General features: G+C 40.8%; 21 protein-coding genes. 19 read left to right on the plus strand and 2 right to left on the minus strand.

What is annotated here, in order from left to right:
• Positions 1 to 7 precede the first annotated feature (7 nt).
• The 6 genes from RCG21_RS10050 to RCG21_RS10075 all read left to right on the plus strand — a co-directional run bounded on the left by RCG21_RS10050 (position 8) and on the right by RCG21_RS10075 (position 8,120).
• Positions 8 to 2,041, plus strand: a complete 2,034-nt coding sequence (locus tag RCG21_RS10050) for an ABC transporter ATP-binding protein (protein ID WP_308913127.1) — start codon at positions 8 to 10, stop codon at positions 2,039 to 2,041.
• Positions 2,038 to 2,838, plus strand: a complete 801-nt coding sequence (locus RCG21_RS10055; RefSeq protein ID WP_308913128.1) for an HpcH/HpaI aldolase family protein — start codon at positions 2,038 to 2,040, stop codon at positions 2,836 to 2,838. The genes RCG21_RS10050 and RCG21_RS10055 overlap by 4 nt, the downstream gene beginning before the upstream one ends.
• 35 nt (positions 2,839 to 2,873) lie before the next feature.
• Positions 2,874 to 3,551 (plus strand): RraA family protein, encoded by a 678-nt coding sequence (locus tag RCG21_RS10060; protein ID WP_308913129.1) that lies wholly within the window; start codon positions 2,874 to 2,876, stop codon positions 3,549 to 3,551.
• Between the two features lie 36 nt (positions 3,552 to 3,587).
• Positions 3,588 to 4,760: an aminotransferase A gene (locus tag RCG21_RS10065; RefSeq protein ID WP_308913130.1), complete on the plus strand. Its 1,173-nt coding sequence runs from the start codon at positions 3,588 to 3,590 to the stop codon at positions 4,758 to 4,760.
• 227 nt (positions 4,761 to 4,987) lie between these two features.
• Positions 4,988 to 7,063 carry a sigma-70 family RNA polymerase sigma factor gene (locus tag RCG21_RS10070; RefSeq protein WP_308913131.1) on the plus strand — a complete coding sequence of 692 codons (2,076 nt, stop codon included), beginning with the start codon at positions 4,988 to 4,990 and terminating at the stop codon, positions 7,061 to 7,063.
• A gap of 256 nt (positions 7,064 to 7,319) precedes the next feature.
• Positions 7,320 to 8,120, plus strand: coding sequence for a carbon-nitrogen hydrolase family protein (locus tag RCG21_RS10075; RefSeq protein WP_133332663.1), 801 nt, complete (start codon positions 7,320 to 7,322; stop codon positions 8,118 to 8,120).
• Between the two features lie 66 nt (positions 8,121 to 8,186).
• Here RCG21_RS10075 and RCG21_RS10080 read toward each other — a convergent pair whose 3' ends face one another.
• A complete protein-coding gene (locus tag RCG21_RS10080; RefSeq protein ID WP_133332662.1) occupies positions 8,187 to 9,362 on the minus strand; it encodes a PucR family transcriptional regulator in 1,176 nt (391 codons plus the stop codon).
• Positions 9,363 to 9,551: 189 nt separating this feature from the next.
• Between RCG21_RS10080 and RCG21_RS10085 the strand changes: the two genes are divergently transcribed.
• The 11 genes from RCG21_RS10085 to RCG21_RS10135 all read left to right on the plus strand — a co-directional run bounded on the left by RCG21_RS10085 (position 9,552) and on the right by RCG21_RS10135 (position 18,774).
• The gene (locus RCG21_RS10085) at positions 9,552 to 10,916 is read left to right on the plus strand and encodes an aspartate aminotransferase family protein (RefSeq protein WP_133332661.1); all 1,365 of its coding nucleotides are present in this window, start codon (positions 9,552 to 9,554) and stop codon (positions 10,914 to 10,916) included.
• Positions 10,900 to 11,595, plus strand: coding sequence for a CoA transferase subunit A (locus RCG21_RS10090; protein ID WP_133332660.1), 696 nt, complete (start codon positions 10,900 to 10,902; stop codon positions 11,593 to 11,595). Before RCG21_RS10085 ends, RCG21_RS10090 begins: the two co-directional genes overlap by 17 nt.
• The gene (locus RCG21_RS10095) at positions 11,580 to 12,236 is read left to right on the plus strand and encodes a 3-oxoacid CoA-transferase subunit B (RefSeq protein ID WP_133332659.1); all 657 of its coding nucleotides are present in this window, start codon (positions 11,580 to 11,582) and stop codon (positions 12,234 to 12,236) included. Before RCG21_RS10090 ends, RCG21_RS10095 begins: the two co-directional genes overlap by 16 nt.
• Positions 12,237 to 12,248: 12 nt before the next feature.
• Positions 12,249 to 13,430 carry a thiolase family protein gene (locus tag RCG21_RS10100; RefSeq protein ID WP_308913132.1) on the plus strand — a complete coding sequence of 394 codons (1,182 nt, stop codon included), beginning with the start codon at positions 12,249 to 12,251 and terminating at the stop codon, positions 13,428 to 13,430.
• Between the two features lie 32 nt (positions 13,431 to 13,462).
• Positions 13,463 to 14,731, plus strand: a complete 1,269-nt coding sequence (locus RCG21_RS10105; protein WP_133332776.1) for a peptidase — start codon at positions 13,463 to 13,465, stop codon at positions 14,729 to 14,731.
• A gap of 378 nt (positions 14,732 to 15,109) precedes the next feature.
• Entirely contained in the window at positions 15,110 to 16,129 is a 1,020-nt protein-coding gene (desA, locus tag RCG21_RS10110) for a Delta(5) desaturase DesA (RefSeq protein ID WP_133332657.1), read from the plus strand.
• Between the two features lie 73 nt (positions 16,130 to 16,202).
• Positions 16,203 to 17,342, plus strand: coding sequence for a sensor histidine kinase (locus tag RCG21_RS10115; protein ID WP_133332656.1), 1,140 nt, complete (start codon positions 16,203 to 16,205; stop codon positions 17,340 to 17,342).
• Positions 17,339 to 17,938 (plus strand): response regulator transcription factor, encoded by a 600-nt coding sequence (locus RCG21_RS10120; RefSeq protein ID WP_133332655.1) that lies wholly within the window; start codon positions 17,339 to 17,341, stop codon positions 17,936 to 17,938. The genes RCG21_RS10115 and RCG21_RS10120 overlap by 4 nt, the downstream gene beginning before the upstream one ends.
• Before the next feature lie 212 nt (positions 17,939 to 18,150).
• Entirely contained in the window at positions 18,151 to 18,309 is a 159-nt protein-coding gene (locus tag RCG21_RS10125) for a hypothetical protein (RefSeq protein WP_165976146.1), read from the plus strand.
• 69 nt (positions 18,310 to 18,378) lie between these two features.
• Positions 18,379 to 18,567 (plus strand): hypothetical protein, encoded by a 189-nt coding sequence (locus RCG21_RS10130; protein WP_133332654.1) that lies wholly within the window; start codon positions 18,379 to 18,381, stop codon positions 18,565 to 18,567.
• Between the two features lie 69 nt (positions 18,568 to 18,636).
• Positions 18,637 to 18,774: a hypothetical protein gene (locus RCG21_RS10135; RefSeq protein ID WP_165976145.1), complete on the plus strand. Its 138-nt coding sequence runs from the start codon at positions 18,637 to 18,639 to the stop codon at positions 18,772 to 18,774.
• Between the two features lie 103 nt (positions 18,775 to 18,877).
• Here the strand turns inward: RCG21_RS10135 and RCG21_RS10140 are convergent, their stop codons facing one another.
• On the minus strand, positions 18,878 to 19,708 hold the full coding sequence (locus RCG21_RS10140) for an alpha/beta fold hydrolase (RefSeq protein WP_133332653.1): 831 nt from the start codon (positions 19,706 to 19,708) through the stop codon (positions 18,878 to 18,880).
• A gap of 164 nt (positions 19,709 to 19,872) precedes the next feature.
• On the opposite strand from RCG21_RS10140, the gene RCG21_RS10145 reads away from it, so the two are divergent.
• Together RCG21_RS10145 and spoIIP are read left to right on the plus strand one after the other, a co-directional pair.
• Positions 19,873 to 20,067 carry an IDEAL domain-containing protein gene (locus RCG21_RS10145; RefSeq protein ID WP_133332652.1) on the plus strand — a complete coding sequence of 65 codons (195 nt, stop codon included), beginning with the start codon at positions 19,873 to 19,875 and terminating at the stop codon, positions 20,065 to 20,067.
• A gap of 156 nt (positions 20,068 to 20,223) precedes the next feature.
• A complete protein-coding gene (gene spoIIP, locus RCG21_RS10150; protein ID WP_133332651.1) occupies positions 20,224 to 21,378 on the plus strand; it encodes a stage II sporulation protein P in 1,155 nt (384 codons plus the stop codon).
• Positions 21,379 to 21,426 lie beyond the last annotated feature (48 nt).

Below are 21,426 nucleotides of genomic sequence, written 5' to 3' on the forward strand. Positions count from 1 at the left end.
TACATAAATGAGCCATTTGCTCGAGGTTAAAAATTTACAAACACAATTCACAGTCGACCGCAATGTCGTAAAAGCAGTTGATGGCGTTTCCTATTACGTGGATGAGGGAGAAATCGTTGCGGTCGTCGGCGAGAGCGGCAGTGGGAAATCCGTGACACAGTATTCCGGGATCCAGCTGATCCCAACACCCCCTGGTAAAATTGTCGGCGGCGAAGTCTTATTTAATGGAAAGAATTTGCTTCATTTAAGCGGCGAGGAGCTGCGTCAGGTACGTGGCGGCGATATCGGCGTAGTGTTCCAGGAACCGATGACATCACTTAATCCCGTATTAACGATTGGGTACCAAATTATCGAAACCATTATCCTTCATCTCAAGATGAATAAGAAGGATGCCCGCAAACATGCGATTGAACTTTTGAAAAGTGTGGGCATCCCTGATGCAGAAGCAAGGATTGACTATTATCCACACCAATTCAGCGGCGGCATGCGGCAGCGTGTGTGCATAGCGATGGCAATGGCCTGCAATCCGAAAATCCTCATTGCTGATGAAGCAACGACGGCGCTTGATGTAACCACACAGGCACAAATCCTGGAAATGCTGAAAGATATTGTGAAAAATACAAAAACCTCTGTCGTAATGGTTACCCATAATTTAGGGATAGTAGCCCGTTATGCAGACCGTATTTATGTTATGTATGCTGGTGAAATCGTCGAATCAGGCACCACGAAGGAGATTTTTTCAAATCCAAAGCATCCATATACGATTTCCCTATTGAACGCCATCCCAAGATTAGATGATCCAAAGGGCAGGCAGCTGATTCCGATTGATGGGATTCCTCCATCCCTTATAAACAAACAGGACATTTGTGCCTTTTTGCCAAGATGTCCGCATCGGACGGCGGCATGTTCAAGGAAACCAGCCCCAAGGCTTCAATCTCATGGCGGAAACCATTATGCAGCCTGTTATGAAGATGTGACGAATGAAACAATGGGAAATGTGGCATCAGGCAGTGCCGCTTTGATGGATGATCCAGTTGAACATAAGGATTTGAACGAAACTCTATTAGAGGTAAAAAATTTAAAAATGTATTTTCCGGTCATGAAAGGTGTCTTAAAGAGGAAAGTGGCAGATGTGAAGGCAGTGGACGATGTCAGCTTTTCGATTAAAAAAGGGGAAACCCTTGGATTGGTTGGGGAAAGCGGCTGTGGGAAGACCACGATTATTCGTAGTATTTTACGAATGTATGAACCGACTTCAGGTGAAGTGATTTTTGACGGACAAAACATTGCCAATATGCCAAAGAGCAAACTGCGTCCAATTCGACGAAACATCTCCCTAGTGTTCCAGGATCCGTTTAGTTCACTCGATCCCCGACAATCGGCGGGAAGCATTGTCGGCGAACCATTGATTATTCATAAATTAACGAACACAAAAGCGGAATATGAGAAACGTGTAGATGAATTATTCGAACTTGTCGGTCTGAATCCCGCATGGAAAAACAGAGTCCCGCATGAATTCAGCGGCGGGCAAAGGCAACGGATTGGAATTGCCCGGGCATTGGCGAGCAACCCTTCGTTTATCGTTTGTGACGAAGCCATTTCCGCACTGGATGTGTCGATTCAGGCGCAAATTATTAATCTATTAGAAGATTTACAGAAAAAGCTTGGTCTTACCTATCTATTTGTCGCTCACGACCTGTCCGTTGTCCGCCATATCAGCGACCGTGTCGTGGTGATGTATCTGGGTAAGATTGTCGAAGTGGCAGATTGGAAGTCACTCTATGAGAATCCGCTCCATCCTTATACAAAAGGATTGCTTGCGGCAGTCCCGATCCCGGACCCATTTGTGGAAGAAAACAGGGAACATGTGATGCTCGAAGGGGAAATCCCAAGTGTGATGAACCGGCCAAAGGGCTGTGCCTTCTTTAACCGCTGCCCGATGGCAACCAAGGAATGCAGCGAAGTGGAGCCGCCGCTTGTCGAAACCGAAGAGGGGCATAGTGTAGCATGTATTAAAGTTAGAAAAGAGGTTGGAGTATGAGCCATACGAAGAGAATCGACAAAGCATTACAAACCAGGGGGTTTGCGGTTGGAACCTTTCTTTCCTTTAACAGTCCCGATGTAGCCGAATTTGCAGGCCATGCCGGTTTCGATTTTATCCTGCTTGATGCAGAGCACAGCACGTTCTCTTTTGAAGGTTCGGTTGAAATGATCCGTGCTGCAACGGCTGGGGGAACATCTGCCGTCGTCCGTCTTCCATCCAGTGAGCACTCCGGCATTACAAAAATCTTGGACGCCGGTGCAGCTGGGGTACTGATTTCGAGCGTCCGGACGGGAGAAGAAGCAAGAAGGGTTGTGCAGGCAGCGAAATACGGACCTGCCGGCAAACGGGGATTCACTCCTAGCATGCGGGCGATGGATAGTTTTAAAAACCATAAGGATTACCGCGAGTGGAGCGACAACAACCTCTTAATCTGGGTAATTATCGAAAATGAAGAGGCGCTCGAAAATATAGAAGATATTCTCGATTCCGGCATCACCGGCATTATGCCTGGTCCTTATGATTTATCGATGGCTATGGGATATGAGGGGGACACCGCCCATAAGGAAGTGGTGAAAGCCTTGGACCGCGTCATCGACCTTGCCGTTAGGAAAGGTGTGGATCTTGCTGTATTTTCCGAGGTGCCAGAAGGGGAAGGCGCACTAACACCATACGAAATCGCGATGTCTTGGAAAAAGCGCGGAGCCCGGTTCGTTCATTTTAGCACAGACCGGATGATCATGGCGTCTGGCTACGGGAAAATCTTAGACGGTTTAAAGGAACCGCTTGACGTATAGTTTTTTTATCAGAAAACAAAAGGAGAAGTGTGAAGATGATAACGATTAATACTTCCATTAAAAGACCAGACCCAGAATTGGTAAGACAATTGGGGGAAATTACGCCAAGTGATTACGGCCACCAGCTTAATTATCAATTCATTACGGCAAGCAAAATGAAGCCTTTATTCCCAATTGAAACACCTTTTGCTGGGCCCGCGGTAACCGTTCGGATCCCGCCAAATGATGTTCTATTAACCTGTAAGGTACTGGATTATATTCAACCCGGTGACATTGTCGTCATTGATGCATCCGCGGAGGAGCGCTATGCCTGCTGGGGAGAAGTGACCACCAGAATCGCAATGGAAAAAGGGGCCGCGGCTGCGATTGTCAACGGGGCCATTACGGACACGATTGCCCTAAGAGATTTGGGGTTTAGGGTGTATTCTCATTCAGTTTCGCCTTTAACGACGAAATTCTACGGCCTCGGCGGCGATTTCAACGTGCCCGTTTCCATTGCAGGCTGCGTGATACAGCCCGGTGACGTGATTGTTGGAAGTAATGACGGGCTTTTAGTCGTTCCGCAAGATGAAATCTCAACCTATCTAGAGATTGGGAAAGCTGCAAAGGAATTAGATGCACAGAATATCGAGGACTTACGGGTTTTAGGGGCCGACTCGTTCCTGCGCCGGCTGGATGTACAATGGGAGAACATGCTGGAGAAGGATGAATAAGAAAATACAAAAAAATACCCAGGGAGATGGTGGCAGATGCTTCATCTAGTCAACAAGAATGTCAGGCAAATAGAAAAATCCGGTATTCGAAAAATCTATAATAAAGTATTGAACGATCCAAGTATCGTTAATTTAACGGTTGGCCAGCCGGATTTTCCAACTCCTGAAAATGTGATTAATGCCGGAATTAGATCACTTGAGGAAAAACGGACAGGTTATACGACCAACGCTGGATTACCTGAACTGCGAAAAGCGATTGCAAGCTTTGTGGACCGCCGCTATGGGTTGAAATATGATCCGGAAAGTGAAATTCTTGTTACCATCGGTGCAAGTGAAGCGCTTGATATTGCCTTTCGCACCATTCTTGAAGAAGGATGTGAAGTAATTTTGCCGGCACCGATTTATCCGGCATATGAACCGCTCATTAGATTATGCGGTGCCATCCCCATTTTTATCGATACAAGGGAAAATGGTTTCAAGCTAACCGCTGAGATGATCAAAACAAAACTAACGGACAAGACACGCTGTGTTCTTCTTCCTTATCCATCCAATCCATGCGGGTGTATTCTGGAAAAAGAAGAGTTACAGGAGATTGCCAATCTTTTAGAGGAAAAAGAAATCTTTGTGATTTCTGATGAAATATACAGTGAATTAACTTATGGAACGAACCATCATTCGATTGCGTCTTTTCCTGGGATGAAAGAAAAGACCATTGTCATTAACGGTGTTTCAAAATCGCATGCGATGACAGGCTGGAGAATTGGATTCACATTGGCACCGAACTACCTAACAGAACAAATGTTAAAAATCCATGTGTTCAATACTGTTTGCGCAACTTCCGCAAGCCAATATGCAGCTTTAGCAGCATTAGCGGAAGATTTAATCGAAGTGGACCAGATGAAGGCAGAATACCAAAAACGCAGGGATTATGTATTTGACCGTCTCCAATCAATGGGTCTTGATGTGAAATGGTCAGAGGGAGCCTTCTATTTATTTCCTTCAATAAAAAATACTAGGATGAGTTCTGAAGAATTTACCGAAAAATTAATTGATCAGGCAAAAGTAGCGGTGATTCCTGGCAGTGCCTTCTCAATTTATGGAGAAGGGTACATACGAATCTCTTATGCCAACTCCATAGAAAATTTAGAGGAAGGGTTAAACAGGTTAGAGGAGTTTTTAACAAAAGCCAATATCAAAGTTGATTGTTAGAAGTCCCCTGGTTATTCCAAATTGCAAGAGCCATTCGTGAAATATTTCAAGACTCTTTTCATTTCTGTGGAAAGGGTCTTTTTATTATTATTCTACTAAGTAGAATATATTAATTCCTCGAGGTTTAAAAAGCTGAGAAGTCTGTGTCGAAGCTGCCAATATTGTCAATAACTCCCTCCACTTGTATTATTAGGTATAAAGAGAATGTTAAAGAGGGGAGCAAATTTATGATCCCAGCAAAAATCGATCCCATATCAATCACTCCGAAAAGAGAAAAAGGCGTGGAATCCATCCTCGCATGGTTTGATCAACATAAACAATCGTTCTATATACTTGGTTCGTCCTATCTTAGGAATCAAAAGCAAGTGGAAGAGGTTTTTTTTCGGTCCATTTTAAAAGTCCACAGGGAGCTACTACGATTTAAAAATGAATCATCATTTGAAACATGGGTGACATCCATTTTCATACATACCTGCCGGGAGCTTTCTTATGATAGAAGTTTACAAGTTTCAGAGGGAAGTGAATTGCGTCCAGATTTATTTAAAGCACTTGATCAATTGAAAGAGGACGAGAAAGAAGCGATGGTCCTTACCTATGTAAAAGGAATCTCTCAGGAGGAAGCGGCAAATCTTCTCCAAGTTTCAGTAGAAAAGTTGAAGGAGCTTTTGTTTTCCGGAATTCAGTCACTTAGAAAAGAAATGGGGTACGGATCACACATTGGTGGCTGTAAAGAGTATCATAAGGAATACATCGATTACTTAGGAAGAACACTAGAGCGGTCGAAAAAGATTGAGCTAGAGATACATATTTATCATTGTCAAGACTGTCAGGAGGATTTGGCAACATTCCAGGATGTCATGTTAACCATGTTAAATCTTACTGAAAAGGTGGAGGATTACCATGTGCCATTTGATTTCATGGAGAATGTCCAAGCGATGCTGGCAGATAAGGATAAGCACAGACAACTAAAAAATAAGAAACATAAAAGAATGGGAATGGTTTTTGCTAGTATTTTCGCTTTATTAGTGAGTGTAGAAGTTTTTACAGGGGCTTTTACCAATCTTTACTATACATGGACAGAAGAAGATCATGAGTTGCGTGCCTATTTGCAACAGGACATGAGTGAAAGGTTGAACCTGGAAGCAGAAAGTAATGGGGTGAAAATTAAAATCAAGAGTGTTATTGCTGATGATTTTCAGACGCTTGTTTTTTATGAAATAGAAGATACGGATGAAGACAACCAATATCTGATGAATTATGATGAAGGGGTTTCTGTGGAGAACCAGTATGAAATCATGAGCCGTACAGCAAATCCAAGGTACGATGCTCCTGACCTTACAACAGATGTAAATAATAAAGAAAAGACCGTGTATCAAGGAAAGATTAGTTTGCTGCCACTCTCCAAGGAAAAGGGGACAATCAAACTGAAGATCACAAAGCTTATTAAATTGATTCGTGATTCCTCTGATCGAAATAGGTTAAGGGTTTCCGATAATATGGAATATAAAACAGGGGAGTGGAACTTCGAGATCCCTGTAACAAAACAGCGTTCCGTGCAATATGCATTGGATATAGAAAAGGAAGTCGAGGGAATCCCGGTTCGATTTGATAAACTGACCATTGCTCCAACAGCAACGATTTTGCAATACAGTATTAAAAATGACCAGCTGAAGAAGCGGATAGATGCTCTTAATTTTGACCATCTAGAAGTGAATAATAAGAAATTAAAACCTGATTTGTATGGCGGCTCATTTTTAAATCCAATTCAAGACATGAATATGACTACTTTTCAAACCAACTTTGGCCCCCTTTTTGGAGAAGAACCAAAAGAAGTAAACGTTCAATTACAATCTATAAATTTAACGATTGAAGACAGAAAAACCATCGAGCTGGATGCTGCTAAAAAATATCCTCAATCTTTTGAATATGCAGGCAGTACCATCTCTATTGACAAGTTGGAAGTTGGAGCTTCTACCAACATGGTCATAAGCAATCATAAAGTTAAAAATCGGGCGTATGAGTCGCTGCAATTCGATATTATCGGTGAAAATGACAATCATCCTGATTCAATTGAGATGGAATCTGAGGGAGTACTCATTGATAAAAATGGGGTAGTATACGATATGAATGTAACTCCTTTCTCGTATGAAGAAATTGAGCAGCCCCGTTATTTCGTTACCGTTCAAAGGATGAAGTTACAAAGTAACAACACTGGAAAAAAAATGATTCCAAAACGGATGGAGATTGATGGATATAATACAACAAAATATTTAGATGATGTTGTGAAAATTTCGTTGGAATAACATCGGCTTGTCTTGTAATTGACAGTACAATTCCAAGAATACTAATAAAGTTTATTTTAAAATCGATAAAGCACTTGCGAATGGTTGTGTAATCAGCATCTGTGAGTGTTTTTTTGTGGGGAATTATTGAACTTGATTGTATTTTTCATAAGTTTCATGATTTATAAGGTAAAATTTAAACTATTATCAATTGTTTGAAAAAGGGGTGGAACATGGCTAAAATAGAGGTATCGTTATTTTTTTAGGAGGTACTTTGATGAGAGTAGCTATTGCCCAATTATCCACCAGTGTTGATAAAACTGCTAATTTAGAAAAAGCAGTTCAATATATCGCAAAAGCAAAAGGTTTGGGTGCGGACTTGTGTTTATTACCCGAATTCTATATGGCACTTGCCACCCCTAAGTCTGGCGTTTTGCCGGTTGAAGCAGCAGAACCATTGGATGGTCCTTTTGTCTCTGGGCTTAAAGAAGCTGCAAAGGCAAACGAAATCTATGTTGTTTGTGGAACGTATGAATCCAAGTCGGATGATCCAAAACGTGCATATAACACTACCGTAATGATCAATCGTTCTGGGGAACTCATCCATTCATACAGAAAAACACATTTATACGATGCCTTTAGTTATCATGAGTCAGATACCGTAATCCCAGGGGATAATCATTATAAAATAGTAGAAACAGAGTTTGGAAAAATTGGCTTGATGGTTTGCTATGAATTACGATTCCCTGAAATCGCAAGACAGTTTGCCCTTCAGGATGCGGATATTCTGTTTGTCCCGGCAGGATGGGTGGCAGGGCCAATGAAAGAGGATCATTGGCAGACGCTTATTCGTGCAAGAGCAATTGAAAATACTATGTTTGTCTGCGGCGCAAACCTTGTTGGCGATATTTTTACAGGGCGCAGTGTGATGGTAGATCCAATGGGGGTCATCACAGCAAGCGGCGGCGAAGAAGAAACATTAATTTTTTCAGATATAGACCTAGATCGGATTCGCCGGGTTCGCGAAAAACTTCCAAGTGTAAAACACCGAAAGCCCGAATTTTACCAGAGTCATTAAAAATTAAAGAAAAAGGCGTTTTCCGCAGGAATCCGCCTTTTTTCTTATTATAGCCATGAAGGAAAATCAAGATCTGACCAACTTATAATTTACTAATTTATAAGCCAAAATCGCCAAATATAATTTTGTACAATCCTCGAATGAACTCAAATTAGCCCCGGTCTTTTTTTCAATCTGCCCCAATCTATATTTTAGGGTATGACGGTGAATATACAAATCTTCTGCCGTGTTTTTGATATTTTGATTAAAATACAAATAGGCTTCAAGTGTAGTGATTAAATCCACACCACGTGTATCCAATAAGTTGCCTAGATATTGGTGGTAAAACTCTTCTAAACTCACTCCGGAATTTTTCATTTCAAGCAGCAGCTGATACAAACTAAAATCATCATAATGAACGATTGGCTGCGGTTTAAATAGAATTTGCGATAGATAGGAGGCTTGTTCTGCTTGCCTGGCACTTTCCGCCAGTATATTGAGGTTAGCAGCCGTTTTTCCAATTCCAATCGAAATGGGTACCCCCTCACAACTAGGTTCCATACTTTTAAGAAATTCTTTCGCTATTTCACTGATATTCCACCTATCGCTTACCTCAAGTAAAACTATCATACTATCTGATTTTGTCCGTATAAGACAGGGGATTTTCTTGTTTTTCAAAATGGATTGAATTGCTTCAATTAATTGCTCCTTTACTCCTTCATTGATTAAGCCAGCAAAATGGACCGAAAAAATCGTTTGTGGCTTGGTAAAGTCAATCCCCAATTTCTTTCCGCGCTCCATCACATCCGTTGGATTAACGATGGGTTGGGTCAAAAGTTCCTGGAGAAAATCACTCGCCACAAAAATTTCCCTCTGTTTATTGACAATTTGTTCAAGGAGTTCTTTCGTAATCATTGAAAAATTAATATTTGCAGGGATTTCAATTAAAGGCAGAGCATGTTGATCTGCAATTGAAATAAAGGATTGCGGAATTTCTTTTAGATATAAACCCGTATATAAAGCTACACCAGATAATTTTCCAAGGGCTAAAAGCCTCTTAAACTCCGATTGTTTTTCTTCATCTTCTCCAAGTCCGAACCCTGTCGTAATCAGGAATTCCCCTTCTTGAAGCCGATTAATATCCTCAATGACTTCCACAATGGTTACCCATTTCACCCAATTTTGTAACCCGTTTTTACCGGCAATCAATTTTGTTTGCTGCATAATCGGAAGTTGCAACGCTTCATGGATGCGAATTGCCAAAGAAACCAGTCCCTCTTCTTATTATTTCTAGCTATTATACATCGTGTATAAATCCAACTCTATTATTTCATCTTTTTGTAGAATTGTGAATCTTTAAAAAAGAATTTACTATTTTAATTATAGTAGAAAAAATATTATTCCAATTTATTTATAATAGTGAATTTGCTCTAGTGAGAGGGGTCAGAGGACATGGAACGTGATTATTTAATTAAACCGGTATTAGGTGCTAAATATCCTGTTGCTTCACATGGAAAAGGAATTTATATCTATGATATTGACGGCAATGAATATATTGATGGTGCTTCAGGGGCAGTAACCGCAAGCATTGGACATGGTGTACAAGAGGTTATGGATGCAATGGTTGAACAGGCCCAAAAAATTTCTTTTTCTTATCGGGGGCAATTTACTAGTGAACCTGCGGAAAAGTTAGCAAAAAAATTGAGTGATTTAGCGCCTGGAGATTTGAATTGGTCCTTCTTTGTTAATAGTGGCTCGGAAGCGACGGAAACCGCCATGAAAATTGCCATTCAGCATTGGAATGAAAAAGGGCTACCGCAAAAGAAACGGATTATCTCTAGATGGATTGGTTACCACGGTATTACAATCGGAGCCTTATCCATGTCAGGGCATGTATTAAGAAGGCGTGGATTTAATTCACTATTAGCAGATTATCCGACGATTTCGGCTCCATATTCGTATCGTCGTCCAGAGGGTATGACGGAAGAAGAGTGGGGGATTGCCTGTGCAGACGAGCTTGAGACGGCGATTCAACGATTTGGTGCAGATACGGTTGCAGCCTTTATTGCGGAGCCAATTGTGGGTGCCTCAGGAGGTGCGATCACACCTCCACCGGGATATTACGAACGGATCAGAGAAATTTGTGATCGTTATGACGTTTTATTTATTGCTGATGAAGTCATGACCGGTATTGGCCGTACTGGAAAGATGTTTGCAATGGAACATTGGGATGCTATTCCTGATTTGATTACTTTAGGAAAAGGTATGAGTGCAGGGTACACTCCTATTGCTGCCACTATTGTCAGTGACCGTGTTATGGCCCCAATCGTAAATGGCTCCAAGTCAGTTTTGGGCGGACATACCTATAGTGCCAATCCACAATCAGCGGCCGTTTCATTAAAGGTTTTGGAATATGTTGAGAAACATCAATTAGTTCAAAAAGCAGAAGAACAAGGACAGTATCTTTTTGAGAAATTAAAAGACTTATATAACACCTATGAAATAATTGGTGATGTAAGAGGAAAAGGACTCTTGTTAGGGATGGAATTTGTTTCAGACCGTGCCCAAAAAACATCCTTCCCTTCTCAATTGAATATAACAGGCAGAATCATTGAACGTGCATTTAAAAAAGGTTTAATCGTCTATCCAGCTGCGGGTGCAATCAATGGGGAAGGTGATTCAATTATCATTTCTCCGCCACTTATTATCACAAAAGCAGAAATTAACCGTTTAGTGGGCATTTTGGAAGAGGCAATTTCTGAGGTACAGTATGAGCTTACACAAACAGGAGGGAAGACCGATGCAGTCCCTGTCTAAAAAAGGCAAAGTAGCTTCATTAGAAGAGGCTCTCTCACATATTACAGATGGATGTACTTTAATGTACGGCGGATTCGGCGGAATTGGTACGCCCCCATCATTAGTAGATGGAATTTTAGAAAAAGGCTGTAAGGACTTACACTTAATCGGAAATGATACAGGTTTTCCTGATATCGGAATTGGAAGATTAGTCAGTGCCGGAAGAGTGAAGAAAATCATTACTTCCCATATCGGTTCTAATCCAATCGCAGGACAATTGATGACCGCTGGTGAATTGGAGGTAGAGTTTTCCCCACAAGGAACTTTGATTGAACGGATTCGTGCAGGCGGTATGGGATTAGGCGGCATTTTAACGGATGTTGGTTTTGGAACAATCGCTGAGGAAGGAAAAGATGTCGTTTCGGTGGATGGTAAGGAATATATGATTGAAAAAGCACTTACCTCCGAAGTTGCCATTGTTCATGCTTTAAAAGCAGACCCGCTCGGAAATCTTGTCTTTGATAAAAGTGCCCGTAATTTTAATCCACTTGTGGCGATGGCCGGGAATTTTACGATCGCCGAGGTAGAGGAAATTGTTCCAATTGGAGAACTGGATCCAGAGGCAATTGTTACACCGGGAATCTTTGTAAATATGGTAATACCGAGTAAGGGAGTGACATGGAAATGGGTTTGGGAGTAGAAGTAAGGCAACGGATTGCTAGACGTGCTGCGCAGGAAATTGAGGATGGTATGATTGTGAACCTTGGAATCGGAATTCCTACATTGGTTGCTGATTATATTCCTTCTGATATTTTTGTTCAGTTCCATGCGGAAAACGGGATATTAGGGACTGGCCCTACCCCGGTAAAGGGGGAGGCAGATCCGAACCTCTGCAATGCCGGCGGTTACCCTGTAACGTTAATGAAAGGAGCTTCCTATTTTGATAGTGCCATAGCCTTTGGAATGATTCGCCGCGGCTATCTTGATATCACGATCCTTGGCGCGCTCGAAGTAAGTGAAAAAGGAGATTTGGCCAATTGGATTGTTCCAGGAAAACGTGTTCCAGGAATGGGAGGAGCAATGGACCTCGCTCAAAAATCAAAGAAAGTGATTGTCCTGATGAATCACACGAATAAAAATGGCGAATCAAAAATTTTAAAGGAATGTACATTACCACTTACTGCTAAAAGTTGTGTGGATTTGATTATTACGGAAATGGCCGTAATTGAAGTTACTGAACAGGGCTTGCTGTTAAAAGAGGTAATGGAACCATATACCGTGGAGGATGTTATTAAGTATACCGATGCGCCTTTAACAGTAATGGTTGGGTTACCGAATTAAGGAGTGAAGGAAATGAATGAGGCTGTCATTGTAGCGGGTGTTCGTACGGCGGTAGGAGCATTTGGGAAATCTCTTAAAAATGTACCCGCCACTGAAATGGGACGACAAGTGCTGGAAGGGTTAATGGATAAAACCACTATAGAAAAAGAAGACGTGAATGAAGTGATTTTTGGCCATGGTTATGTTCATGGCGGCGGCTTAAATTCGGCAAGGATTTCTTCGCAATTAGCAGGATTCCCCGCCAGTGTACCAGGCAGTGTTGTCATCAAGGCATGTGGTTCAGGTTTAAAAGCGATTACGAATGCAGCACTAACGATTCAAACTGGTCAGGAAGAGGTCATCATTGCCGGCGGTGTAGAAAGTATGAGTCAGGTTCCATATCTAGTAAAAAATCGCTGGGGAAGTAAGTTCGGGAATCTTGAGATGGAAGATGCCTTATTAACAGACGGCCTTATTTGTTCGCTGGAAAAAGAACATATGGGCATGACCGCAGAGCGATTAGCAGAAATATACGGTATTTCTCGTGAAGAACAGGATCAATTTGCTTTAGAAAGCCATAAAAAGGCGGCACGAGCGATTGAAAACCACTATTTTGAGGAGGAAATTATTCCACTTGAAGTTAAAGATCGAAAAGGGAATTATTTTTTTCAAACAGATGAGTCCGTACGAATGGATATACAAGTAGGGAAGTTAACAAAACTTCCGCCTGCTTTCAAAAAGGATGGTTTGATTACGGCAGGTAATGCTTGTCCGATGAATGATGGTGCTGCGGCAGTATTGATGATGTCAAAAGAGAAGGCGGAAGCAAGAGGGATAAAACCGTTATTAAAGGTTAGAGCATTTGCAAGTGCTGGGGTAGAAGCAAATGTTATGGGAATTGGCCCTGTCCCAGCTACGAAAAAAGGTTTGCAAAAAGCAGGATTAACATTGGATCAAATTGGACGCATTGAACTGAACGAGGCGTTTGCTGCACAGGCATTGGCTGTAATAAAAGAATTAGATTTAGACCCTGAAAAAGTAAATGTTAACGGTGGGGCGATTGCACTTGGTCATCCAGTTGGGGCAACAGGTGCGAAATTAACGGTAACTTTAATGAACGAAATGTTACGAACCAATACAAAGTACGGCATGGTAACACTGTGTATGGCCGGAGGCATGGGGCTGTCTGTTATCTATGAAAACCTTTGCTTATAGTTTTGAAGATAAAGAGAATGAGGTGAAAAATGATGCAAACGATTGTAAATGATATTCAAGCTTGGCTAAAGGATCATTTTGAAGAGGGGACTCTTCTTTTGCAGCGCCTAGTTCAGGCTCCAAGTATTGCAGGCAATGAGGCTGGTGCTCAATCCATAATTGCTAAAAAATTAAACGAAATGGGTTTAAAGGTAGATGTATGGGAGCCGGATGGAAATGAACTAAAAGCGAATGAATATTTTTGTTCGCCAAGAGAACAATTTACTGGGAGCCCAAATGTTGTCGGAGTATTAGCTGGAACCGGCGGAGGCCGTTCGATGATTTTGAATGGTCATATTGATGTTGTTCCTGAGGGGGATCATGAACAATGGTCTGATGATCCTTATAGTGGTGTTGTGAAAGATGGAAAAATGTACGGACGCGGGGTCACGGATATGAAAGGTGGTTTAGTTTCATTTCTCCTCGCAATTGAGGCCATTCAAAAGCTCGATATTAAGCTTAAAGGTGATGTAATTTTCCAAAGTGTTGTGGAAGAAGAGAGCGGCGGGGCAGGTACATTGTCTACCCTTCTTAAAGGTTATAAAGCAGATGCTGCCCTGATAACAGAGCCTACCAATATGCGAATTTTTCCGAAACAGCAAGGGTCGATGTGGTTTCGAATCTTAGTGAAAGGGCGCTCTGCTCATGGTGGCACGCGCTATGAAGGGGTAAGCGCTCTTGAAAAAACCATGCTGGTGGTTAATCAAATTAGAGGTTTAGAAATCAGGCGAAACGAACAAATTGATGATCCTCTTTATGAAAAAACGCCAATCCCAATTCCGATCAACATTGGTGTTGTATCTGGTGGAACTTGGCCATCTTCTGTTCCAGATTTAGTTAAAATAGAGGGCAGAATGGGAGTAGCTCCAAATGAGAAAATGGAAGACGCTAAGCGGGAAATGAGTCAATGTTTGCAGCAACTTGCGGAAATTGATCCATGGTTTGCAGAACAGCCTGTTGTTTTAGAATGGTTTGGTGCACAGTGGCTTCCTGGTTCAATTGATATCGAACATGAATTGATGAATTCCCTTGTTCATCAGTACCGTGAATCAGTCGGTGAGGAACCGGTCATTGAAGCGGCACCATGGGGAACGGATGGGGGATTACTCACAGAAATCGGAAAAATCCCAACAGTTGTTTTTGGCCCAGGTGTAACGGAAATGGCTCATTATCCAAATGAATATATCGAAATGGAAAAAGTTTTTAAAGCGGCAGAAGTTATTGCGTTAACCCTGCTTCAATGGTGTAATTCTCAGAATTAACATTTAGGAAGTCCAAATCTCTTCTTTAGTAAAGAGGTTTGGACTTTTTTGATTTAGGCTATGTTAAAGAACAATGTTGATTTTTAAAGAAAGTTGATTGGAGCGGAAGGCACGAAGACTCCTGTGGGAGTACGGGGTAGGGGAGACCCCACAGGAGCAAAGCGACGAGGAGGCTCCCCAGACCGCCCACGGAAAGCGAAGTGCCTGGAGCGGAAATCAACAACCAAGTTTAACAGAGCCTTTATTTAAAAAGGATTTCTCGCATTTATTGACGAAACATGATATTTATCATGTATGTGACATGACAGGTATGACTACAAAAGGCAGATTTTCTTCTTTAATATGAGTGATAACATGATGTAGAAGGGAATCAAAAACATGATTGAACAAAACCAACGAAATTTGCGCAAGCAGGTTGCCCCGTTTGAAAAAGCAAATACAAAAGACAGTGTCTGGCAATTGGTCAATACACTTATTCCGTTTTTTCTATTATGGTTCATTGCTTATAAAAGCCTATCGGTTTCGTATTTGCTTACATTATTATTTGCGGTTATCGCTGCGGGATTTTTAGTAAGGGTTTTCATCATTTTTCATGATTGCTGCCACCATTCATTTTTTAAAAGCCGTAAGGCCAATAAAATTCTTGGCACTATAACGGGTGTGTTAACCGTTCATCCATATAGTCAATGGCAGCACGAGCATTCTGTTCACCATGCTACAAGCAGTAATTTGGATAAGCGGGGCACAGGCGATATTTGGATGCTAACGGTCGATGAATATCAGGCAGCGACGTTTTGGACACGTGCAGCCTATCGTTTTTATCGAAATCCAATCGTGATGTTCGGCTTGGGGCCAATATATGTTTTTCTTCTTAAAAATCGCTTTAACCGAAAAGATGCAAGAATGAAGGAAAGAATGAATACGTATCTAACCAACATCTTGATTGTTGTATTAGCCGCATTCCTTTGCTGGGGAATCGGCTGGGTTAATTTTCTTTTAGTTCAAGGACCGATATTCATGATTTCCGGAGCAGCGGGGATTTGGTTATTTTACGTACAGCATACGTTTGAGGATTCTTATTTTGAAGAAGATCAGGATTGGGAATATGTAAAAGCAGCTGTTGAAGGCAGTTCCTTTTATAAGCTTCCGAAACTGTTACAATGGGTGACAGGGAATATTGGCTACCACCATGTCCATCATTTAAGTCCAAGGGTGCCGAATTACAAGCTTGAAGCTGTACACAACCATACGGAGCCTCTTAAAAATGTTCCAACCATTACACTTTCGACAAGTCTAGCATCACTGAAATTTCATTTATGGGATGAGACGGCGAAAAAGTTTGTGGGCTTTAAAGATTTACGATCTTCAGTTAAAATGAAAAGTGTTAAACAAATATAAAAATGGATGCAGGATAAGGGCCAAGGTGTTCTTGTCCTTCATTTTTATTCCGTCGAGTAATGAGGTTTTGCTAATGATAAAAAAGTATATGACCTTCCAGAAGAGTAATGGGATCGCTCCTTATATTTGGACGGTTCTATGTATTCTACCGTTTTACTTTATTTTCCAATCTCAATCAGTAATTAAAATTGTTGTAGGAATTTTGCTTACCATTTTATTTTTTATTTTTTATCGTATTGCTTTTATTTCGAGAGGGTGGCCGGTCTATCTTTGGACATTAATTCTGATTGGTATTTCGATTACCTCGAGCAGTCTTTTTAGCTATGTTTACTTTGCATTTTTTCTGGCTTATTTTATTGGAAATATAAAAGACCGGGTTCCCTTTCTGATTCTTTATTTTATTCATCTGTTTAGTACATCGGCCTCTATTAATTACAACATAGTTGTTCATGAAAAGTTGTTTTTACAACAGTTGCCTTTTGTCATTATTATCTGGATCAGCGTGATTCTTCTTCCGTTTAGTATTTATAATCGGAAAGAACGAGGGCAGCTTGAGGAAAAGCTAGAGGATGCCAATAAGAGAATTTCGGAATTGGTTAAAATGGAAGAGCGGCAGCGGATTGCCCGAGACCTTCATGATACACTGGGACAAAAACTTTCTCTTATTGGACTAAAGAGTGATTTAGCGCGAAAATTAATTACGAAGGACCCCGAACAAGCGCGAAATGAATTAAAGGACGTTCAACAAACAGCACGAACTGCATTAAGTGAAGTGCGAAAAATGGTATCATCGATGCGCGGAATTCGGTTGAAGGATGAAATACAAAGAGTAAAACAGATTCTGAAAGCTGCGCAAATTCAGTTCAAGTGTGATGAAGAACCGACATTAACGAATGTTTCCCTATTAACAGAGAATATATTAAGTATGTGCCTGAAAGAGGCTGTAAATAATGTGGTTAAGCACAGCGGAGCTGCTTCCTGTACCCTGACCATTGAGCAAACATGGAATGGAATTGTAATGAAAATTAGTGATGACGGAGTTTTTAACCGTGTTGAAAAATTTCAATACGAAGGTCACGGATTGCTTGGAATGAAGGAACGTCTCGAATTTATTAATGGAAGTCTGGACCTTTTAACAGAAAAGGGCACAACCTTAATGATAAGAGTTCCGAATGATGTTACGCCGAGAGATAGGGTGGGGGATGGAAAATGATTTCAATTGTCATTGCGGAAGATCAGAAAATGCTATTAGGGGCCTTTGGATCCCTTCTTGACTTAGAAGATGATATGAGTGTAGTTGGGAAGGCATCTAATGGTGCAGAAGCTGTTTCCCTTGTTAAAAAGCTAAAGCCGGATGTTTGTATTATGGATATTGAAATGCCTGGAAAAAGCGGGCTTGAGGCAGCTGAAGAGCTTAAGGGCTGTGGCTGTAAGGTCATCATTTTAACTACCTTTGCGCGCTCTGGTTATTTTCACCGTGCATTAAAAGCAGGGGTGAGCGGCTATTTGTTGAAGGATAGTCCGAGTGACGAGCTAGCGGGTTCTATCCGAAGTGTAATGGCTGGAAAAAGAATCTATGCACCAGAGCTGATGGATGATGTTTATGGCGAGGAGAATCCCCTCACCGATCGTGAAAAAGAGGTACTTGAGCTGGTGGCTGATGGTAAAAATACAAAGGAAATTGCCGAGGAGCTTAGCATTAAAACCGGAACAGTCCGAAATTATATTTCGATTATCCTCGATAAACTGGAAGTAAAAAATCGGATAGAAGCTATTACCCAGTCCAAGGAAAAAGGATGGTTTAAATAAATTAATGCCTGTATCTTTTTTGAGATATAGGCTTTTTTAATTAATGAAGGACAAAAATAGGAAGGGGAGGGTGGAAAATGTCCTTCATGAAGCTGATGAAGGACAAAATTGAGTAGGGAACCGTGCAAAATGCCCTTCATGAAGCTGATGAAGGACAAAATTGAGTAGGGACCCGTGGAAAATGTCCTTCATGAAGCTGATGAAGGACAAAATTGAGTAGGGAACCGTGGAAAATGTCCATCATGAAGCCGATGAAGGACAAAAATCGGAAGGGGCCCGTGCAAAATGTCCTTCATAAAGCCGATGAAGGACAAAATCGGAAGGGGAGGGTGGAAAATGTCCTTCATAAAGCCGATGAAGGACAAAATTGAGTAGGGAACCGTGTAAAATGTCCTTCATGAAGCTGATGAAGGACAAAAATCGGAAGGGGCCCGTGTAAAATGTCCTTCATAAAGCCGATGAAGGACAAAAATCAGTTGGAACTGTGCAAAATGTCCTTCATGAAGCTGCTGAAGGACAAAATTGAGCAGGGACCCGTGCAAAATGTCCTTCATGAAGCCGATGAAGGACAAAAATCAGTTGGAACCATGCAAAATATCCTTCATGAAGCTGATGAAGGACAAAATTGAGTAGGGAACCGTGTAAAATGTCCTTCATGAAGCCGATGAAGGACAAAAATCGGAAGGGAACCGTGCAAAATGTCCTTCATGAAGCCGATGAAGGACAAAAATCGGAAGGGGCCCGTGGAAAATGTCCTTCATAAAGCAAATGAAGGACAAAAATCAGTTGGAACTGTGCAAAATGTCCTTCATGAAGCTGATGAAGGACAAAATTGAGTAGGGAACCGTACAAAATGTCCTTCATAAAGCCAATGAAGGACAAAAATCGGAAGGGGAAGGTTCAAAATGTCCTTCATCGTGCTCCATAAGTCCTTCCAAGTTAGACAGCAGCCAAAAATCTCTTGATATGTTGATATACTTCTTCTGGACGTTCCTCGGGGACAGCATGCCCAGTTTCTTTTAAAACAATCAGCTCTGAATTAGTTAAATCCTTTTTTAATCGTTCTCCCACATGAAGCGGCATAGAGCGGTCGTGTTCGCCCCAAATTAATAAACAAGGTGTTTTGATTTTGTGAAGAACCTCAACTGGCAGATCTCCCTCACGGTGGCGAATCATTTTGGTAAGAGCGACAAAGATTTTATCCTGTAAAAATGGCTGCAGATAGCCATTTATCATTTCCTCATTAATTAATGAATGATTAAAAAGAGAATCCTGAAGGTTTTTCTTCACGCCGGTTCGGGCCAGCCAATATTTCACAAAGAGGTGGAAATAGGGAATGTAACTGGTGAGAATCAGCGGTAACCCAAACCGTTTCAAATAAGACGAACTGCAAAGCAGGATGGCTTTGTCAGCTAGCTCCGGCATCATATGCAGGATGTTAAGTACAATCTGACCACCCATGGAGTGGCCTAATAATGTCATTTTTTTTATCCCAAAAAGCTCGGTAAGTTTTATCACCGTTTGAGCAAGATTTTTATAAGAGTATACATAACGACTGGACTTATCACTTTTCCCAAAAGGGGGGAGGTCAATGGATAAAACTTGATAATCCTGCTTTAATAAAGGTATTAAATGGCGAAAGGTAAAAGTGGATGAAAGAAAGCCATGCAATAAAATAACCGTTTTGTCCGTTGTTGATTTTGGATAGAATTCATAATAAATATTGATGTTATTTACCTGCTGGTGCCCGGTTAACACAGCCTGTTCCATTTAATCCGCCTCCAACTCTTATTAAAAAATGGATGGCTATAATTTTCCCAAATACAATCTAATTACCCGCTAAAAAAAAATTACCAAAAATTTTTAAAATAAAGTGTTTGAATTTTTAGAAAATTATTAGTATAATAAAAAAAAACTAAAGGAGTTGATTTCCGATGGAAAAGAAATTACTTAATTCACCACAACAATCAAATGAAGAGATGGATTCAAAAATTGCTGAAATGGTGTTAAACAATGCCTTGCTCGAATTTCGCAAAGCAAAAATTCGGGAGGAAATCGATCACTCCTTACAGGAAAGAAATAAAGAAAAATTCCTAAAGCTGACAGAGGAATTAAAGAAAATTTCGTAGCTCACTAACCATAATTTTAATTTAAAAATCTGAACCCCTTTTCAATAAGAAAAGGGGTTCTTTGTGCTCTCTATTTTTTTGCCTAGCATTTTTTAAATACAACTTCTATCTATCATTTTGGCTGCATAGGATTTTGATAGAGGGAGGTACAAACCAATGAAAAAAAATAAGCCTTTTAGTTTGTTTATCCGGATCAATGGTGCAGTTTTATCGGTTATTTTCATTTTTATTCTAATTGCCGGAATGACGACAATCCTTTCGTTAAAAATGTCCTCGGATTCGGTAGGAGAAGTATTGGAAACATCTGATTTAAATAAACTATATCTTTACTTTTTTGGTAGTGAAAACAAATATTATATCCAAAATAGTAAAGATATTAAAGATATTCCATTAACAAAGGTTGGCTTTCAAATCGCAACCAATATAAAAATTAGCGATATTCGAACCTTCTTTGAAAGAGAATTGCCCGGTTTCGCTGAATTTAATACAAAAATTGAACTTGCCGGTCAAGGAACCGATTTAACCACACTACCAATCGAATCCGCACCACCGATGGATGTTTTATTAAAAGAAAGAGATATTGCCCAAAACGAATTAAATGAAAATGACTCAAACGAAAATAACAACACACCACCGCCAAGTCAAACCACAAATGGGAAACAAGTAGTGTTTATCTATCATACACATAGCTGGGAATCCTATCTGCCACTATTAAAGGGTGTTACAAACCCGGATGAAGCTGTTAGTTCCAACAATCGCGTTAATGTTGTGGGAGTAGGGGATTATTTGGTTAAGGATTTAGCTGCAAGGGGGATTGGCAGTGACAATAGCACAATTAATGCTACGCAAGAGCTTCACAAAAGAGGGTTGGATTATTACTCGGCTTACCAATTTTCAAGGGGCGTTGTGCAAGAGGCGATGGCTGGAAATCATGATTTGAAATTTATGATAGATATTCACCGTGATTCATTAGGAAGGCAAAAAACAACTACGACCATTAATGGGAAGAGCTATGCAAGGTTAGTTTTTATCGTCGGGCAGAATAACTCCAATTATGAAAAAAATACTATTTTGGCTAAAAACCTTCATAAGGCATTAGAAAAGAAATATCCAGGATTAAGCCGAGGGGTCGTTTCAAAAGATAAAAGTGAAGGAAATGGGGTTTACAATCAAGATCTTTCCCCACGGGCAATACTACTAGAAGTTGGGGGCGTCGATAACAATATGACAGAACTCCATAATGCAATCGATGCGTTTGCAGATGTGTTTAGTGAATATTATTGGCATATGAAAAATGCTAAAGCATTTTAACGGGAAAAGGAGGCCATGACTAGGCCTTCTTTTTGCATTTATGTAAAT

The organism is Bacillus salipaludis (genome assembly GCF_030938565.1).
Classification (GTDB): Bacteria; Bacillota; Bacilli; order Bacillales; family Cytobacillaceae; genus Neobacillus; species Neobacillus salipaludis_A.

Excerpts from the sequence above, each read along its gene's own strand:
- RCG21_RS10050 (WP_308913127.1), top strand. The coding sequence starts at position 8 with ATGAGCCATTTGCTCGAGGTTAAAAATTTACAAACACAATTCACAGTC.
- RCG21_RS10055 (WP_308913128.1), top strand. The coding sequence starts at position 2,038 with ATGAGCCATACGAAGAGAATCGACAAAGCATTACAAACCAGGGGGTTT.
- RCG21_RS10060 (WP_308913129.1), top strand. The coding sequence starts at position 2,874 with ATGATAACGATTAATACTTCCATTAAAAGACCAGACCCAGAATTGGTA.
- RCG21_RS10065 (WP_308913130.1), top strand. The coding sequence starts at position 3,588 with ATGCTTCATCTAGTCAACAAGAATGTCAGGCAAATAGAAAAATCCGGT.
- RCG21_RS10070 (WP_308913131.1), top strand. The coding sequence starts at position 4,988 with ATGATCCCAGCAAAAATCGATCCCATATCAATCACTCCGAAAAGAGAA.
- RCG21_RS10075 (WP_133332663.1), top strand. The coding sequence starts at position 7,320 with ATGAGAGTAGCTATTGCCCAATTATCCACCAGTGTTGATAAAACTGCT.
- RCG21_RS10085 (WP_133332661.1), top strand. The coding sequence starts at position 9,552 with ATGGAACGTGATTATTTAATTAAACCGGTATTAGGTGCTAAATATCCT.
- RCG21_RS10090 (WP_133332660.1), top strand. The coding sequence starts at position 10,900 with ATGCAGTCCCTGTCTAAAAAAGGCAAAGTAGCTTCATTAGAAGAGGCT.
- RCG21_RS10095 (WP_133332659.1), top strand. The coding sequence starts at position 11,580 with ATGGGTTTGGGAGTAGAAGTAAGGCAACGGATTGCTAGACGTGCTGCG.
- RCG21_RS10100 (WP_308913132.1), top strand. The coding sequence starts at position 12,249 with ATGAATGAGGCTGTCATTGTAGCGGGTGTTCGTACGGCGGTAGGAGCA.
- RCG21_RS10105 (WP_133332776.1), top strand. The coding sequence starts at position 13,463 with ATGCAAACGATTGTAAATGATATTCAAGCTTGGCTAAAGGATCATTTT.
- desA (WP_133332657.1), top strand. The coding sequence starts at position 15,110 with ATGATTGAACAAAACCAACGAAATTTGCGCAAGCAGGTTGCCCCGTTT.
- RCG21_RS10115 (WP_133332656.1), top strand. The coding sequence starts at position 16,203 with ATGATAAAAAAGTATATGACCTTCCAGAAGAGTAATGGGATCGCTCCT.
- RCG21_RS10120 (WP_133332655.1), top strand. The coding sequence starts at position 17,339 with ATGATTTCAATTGTCATTGCGGAAGATCAGAAAATGCTATTAGGGGCC.
- RCG21_RS10130 (WP_133332654.1), top strand. The coding sequence starts at position 18,379 with ATGTCCTTCATAAAGCCGATGAAGGACAAAAATCAGTTGGAACTGTGC.
- RCG21_RS10135 (WP_165976145.1), top strand. The coding sequence starts at position 18,637 with ATGTCCTTCATGAAGCCGATGAAGGACAAAAATCGGAAGGGGCCCGTG.
- RCG21_RS10140 (WP_133332653.1), bottom strand. The coding sequence starts at position 19,708 with ATGGAACAGGCTGTGTTAACCGGGCACCAGCAGGTAAATAACATCAAT.
- RCG21_RS10145 (WP_133332652.1), top strand. The coding sequence starts at position 19,873 with ATGGAAAAGAAATTACTTAATTCACCACAACAATCAAATGAAGAGATG.
- spoIIP (WP_133332651.1), top strand. The coding sequence starts at position 20,224 with ATGAAAAAAAATAAGCCTTTTAGTTTGTTTATCCGGATCAATGGTGCA.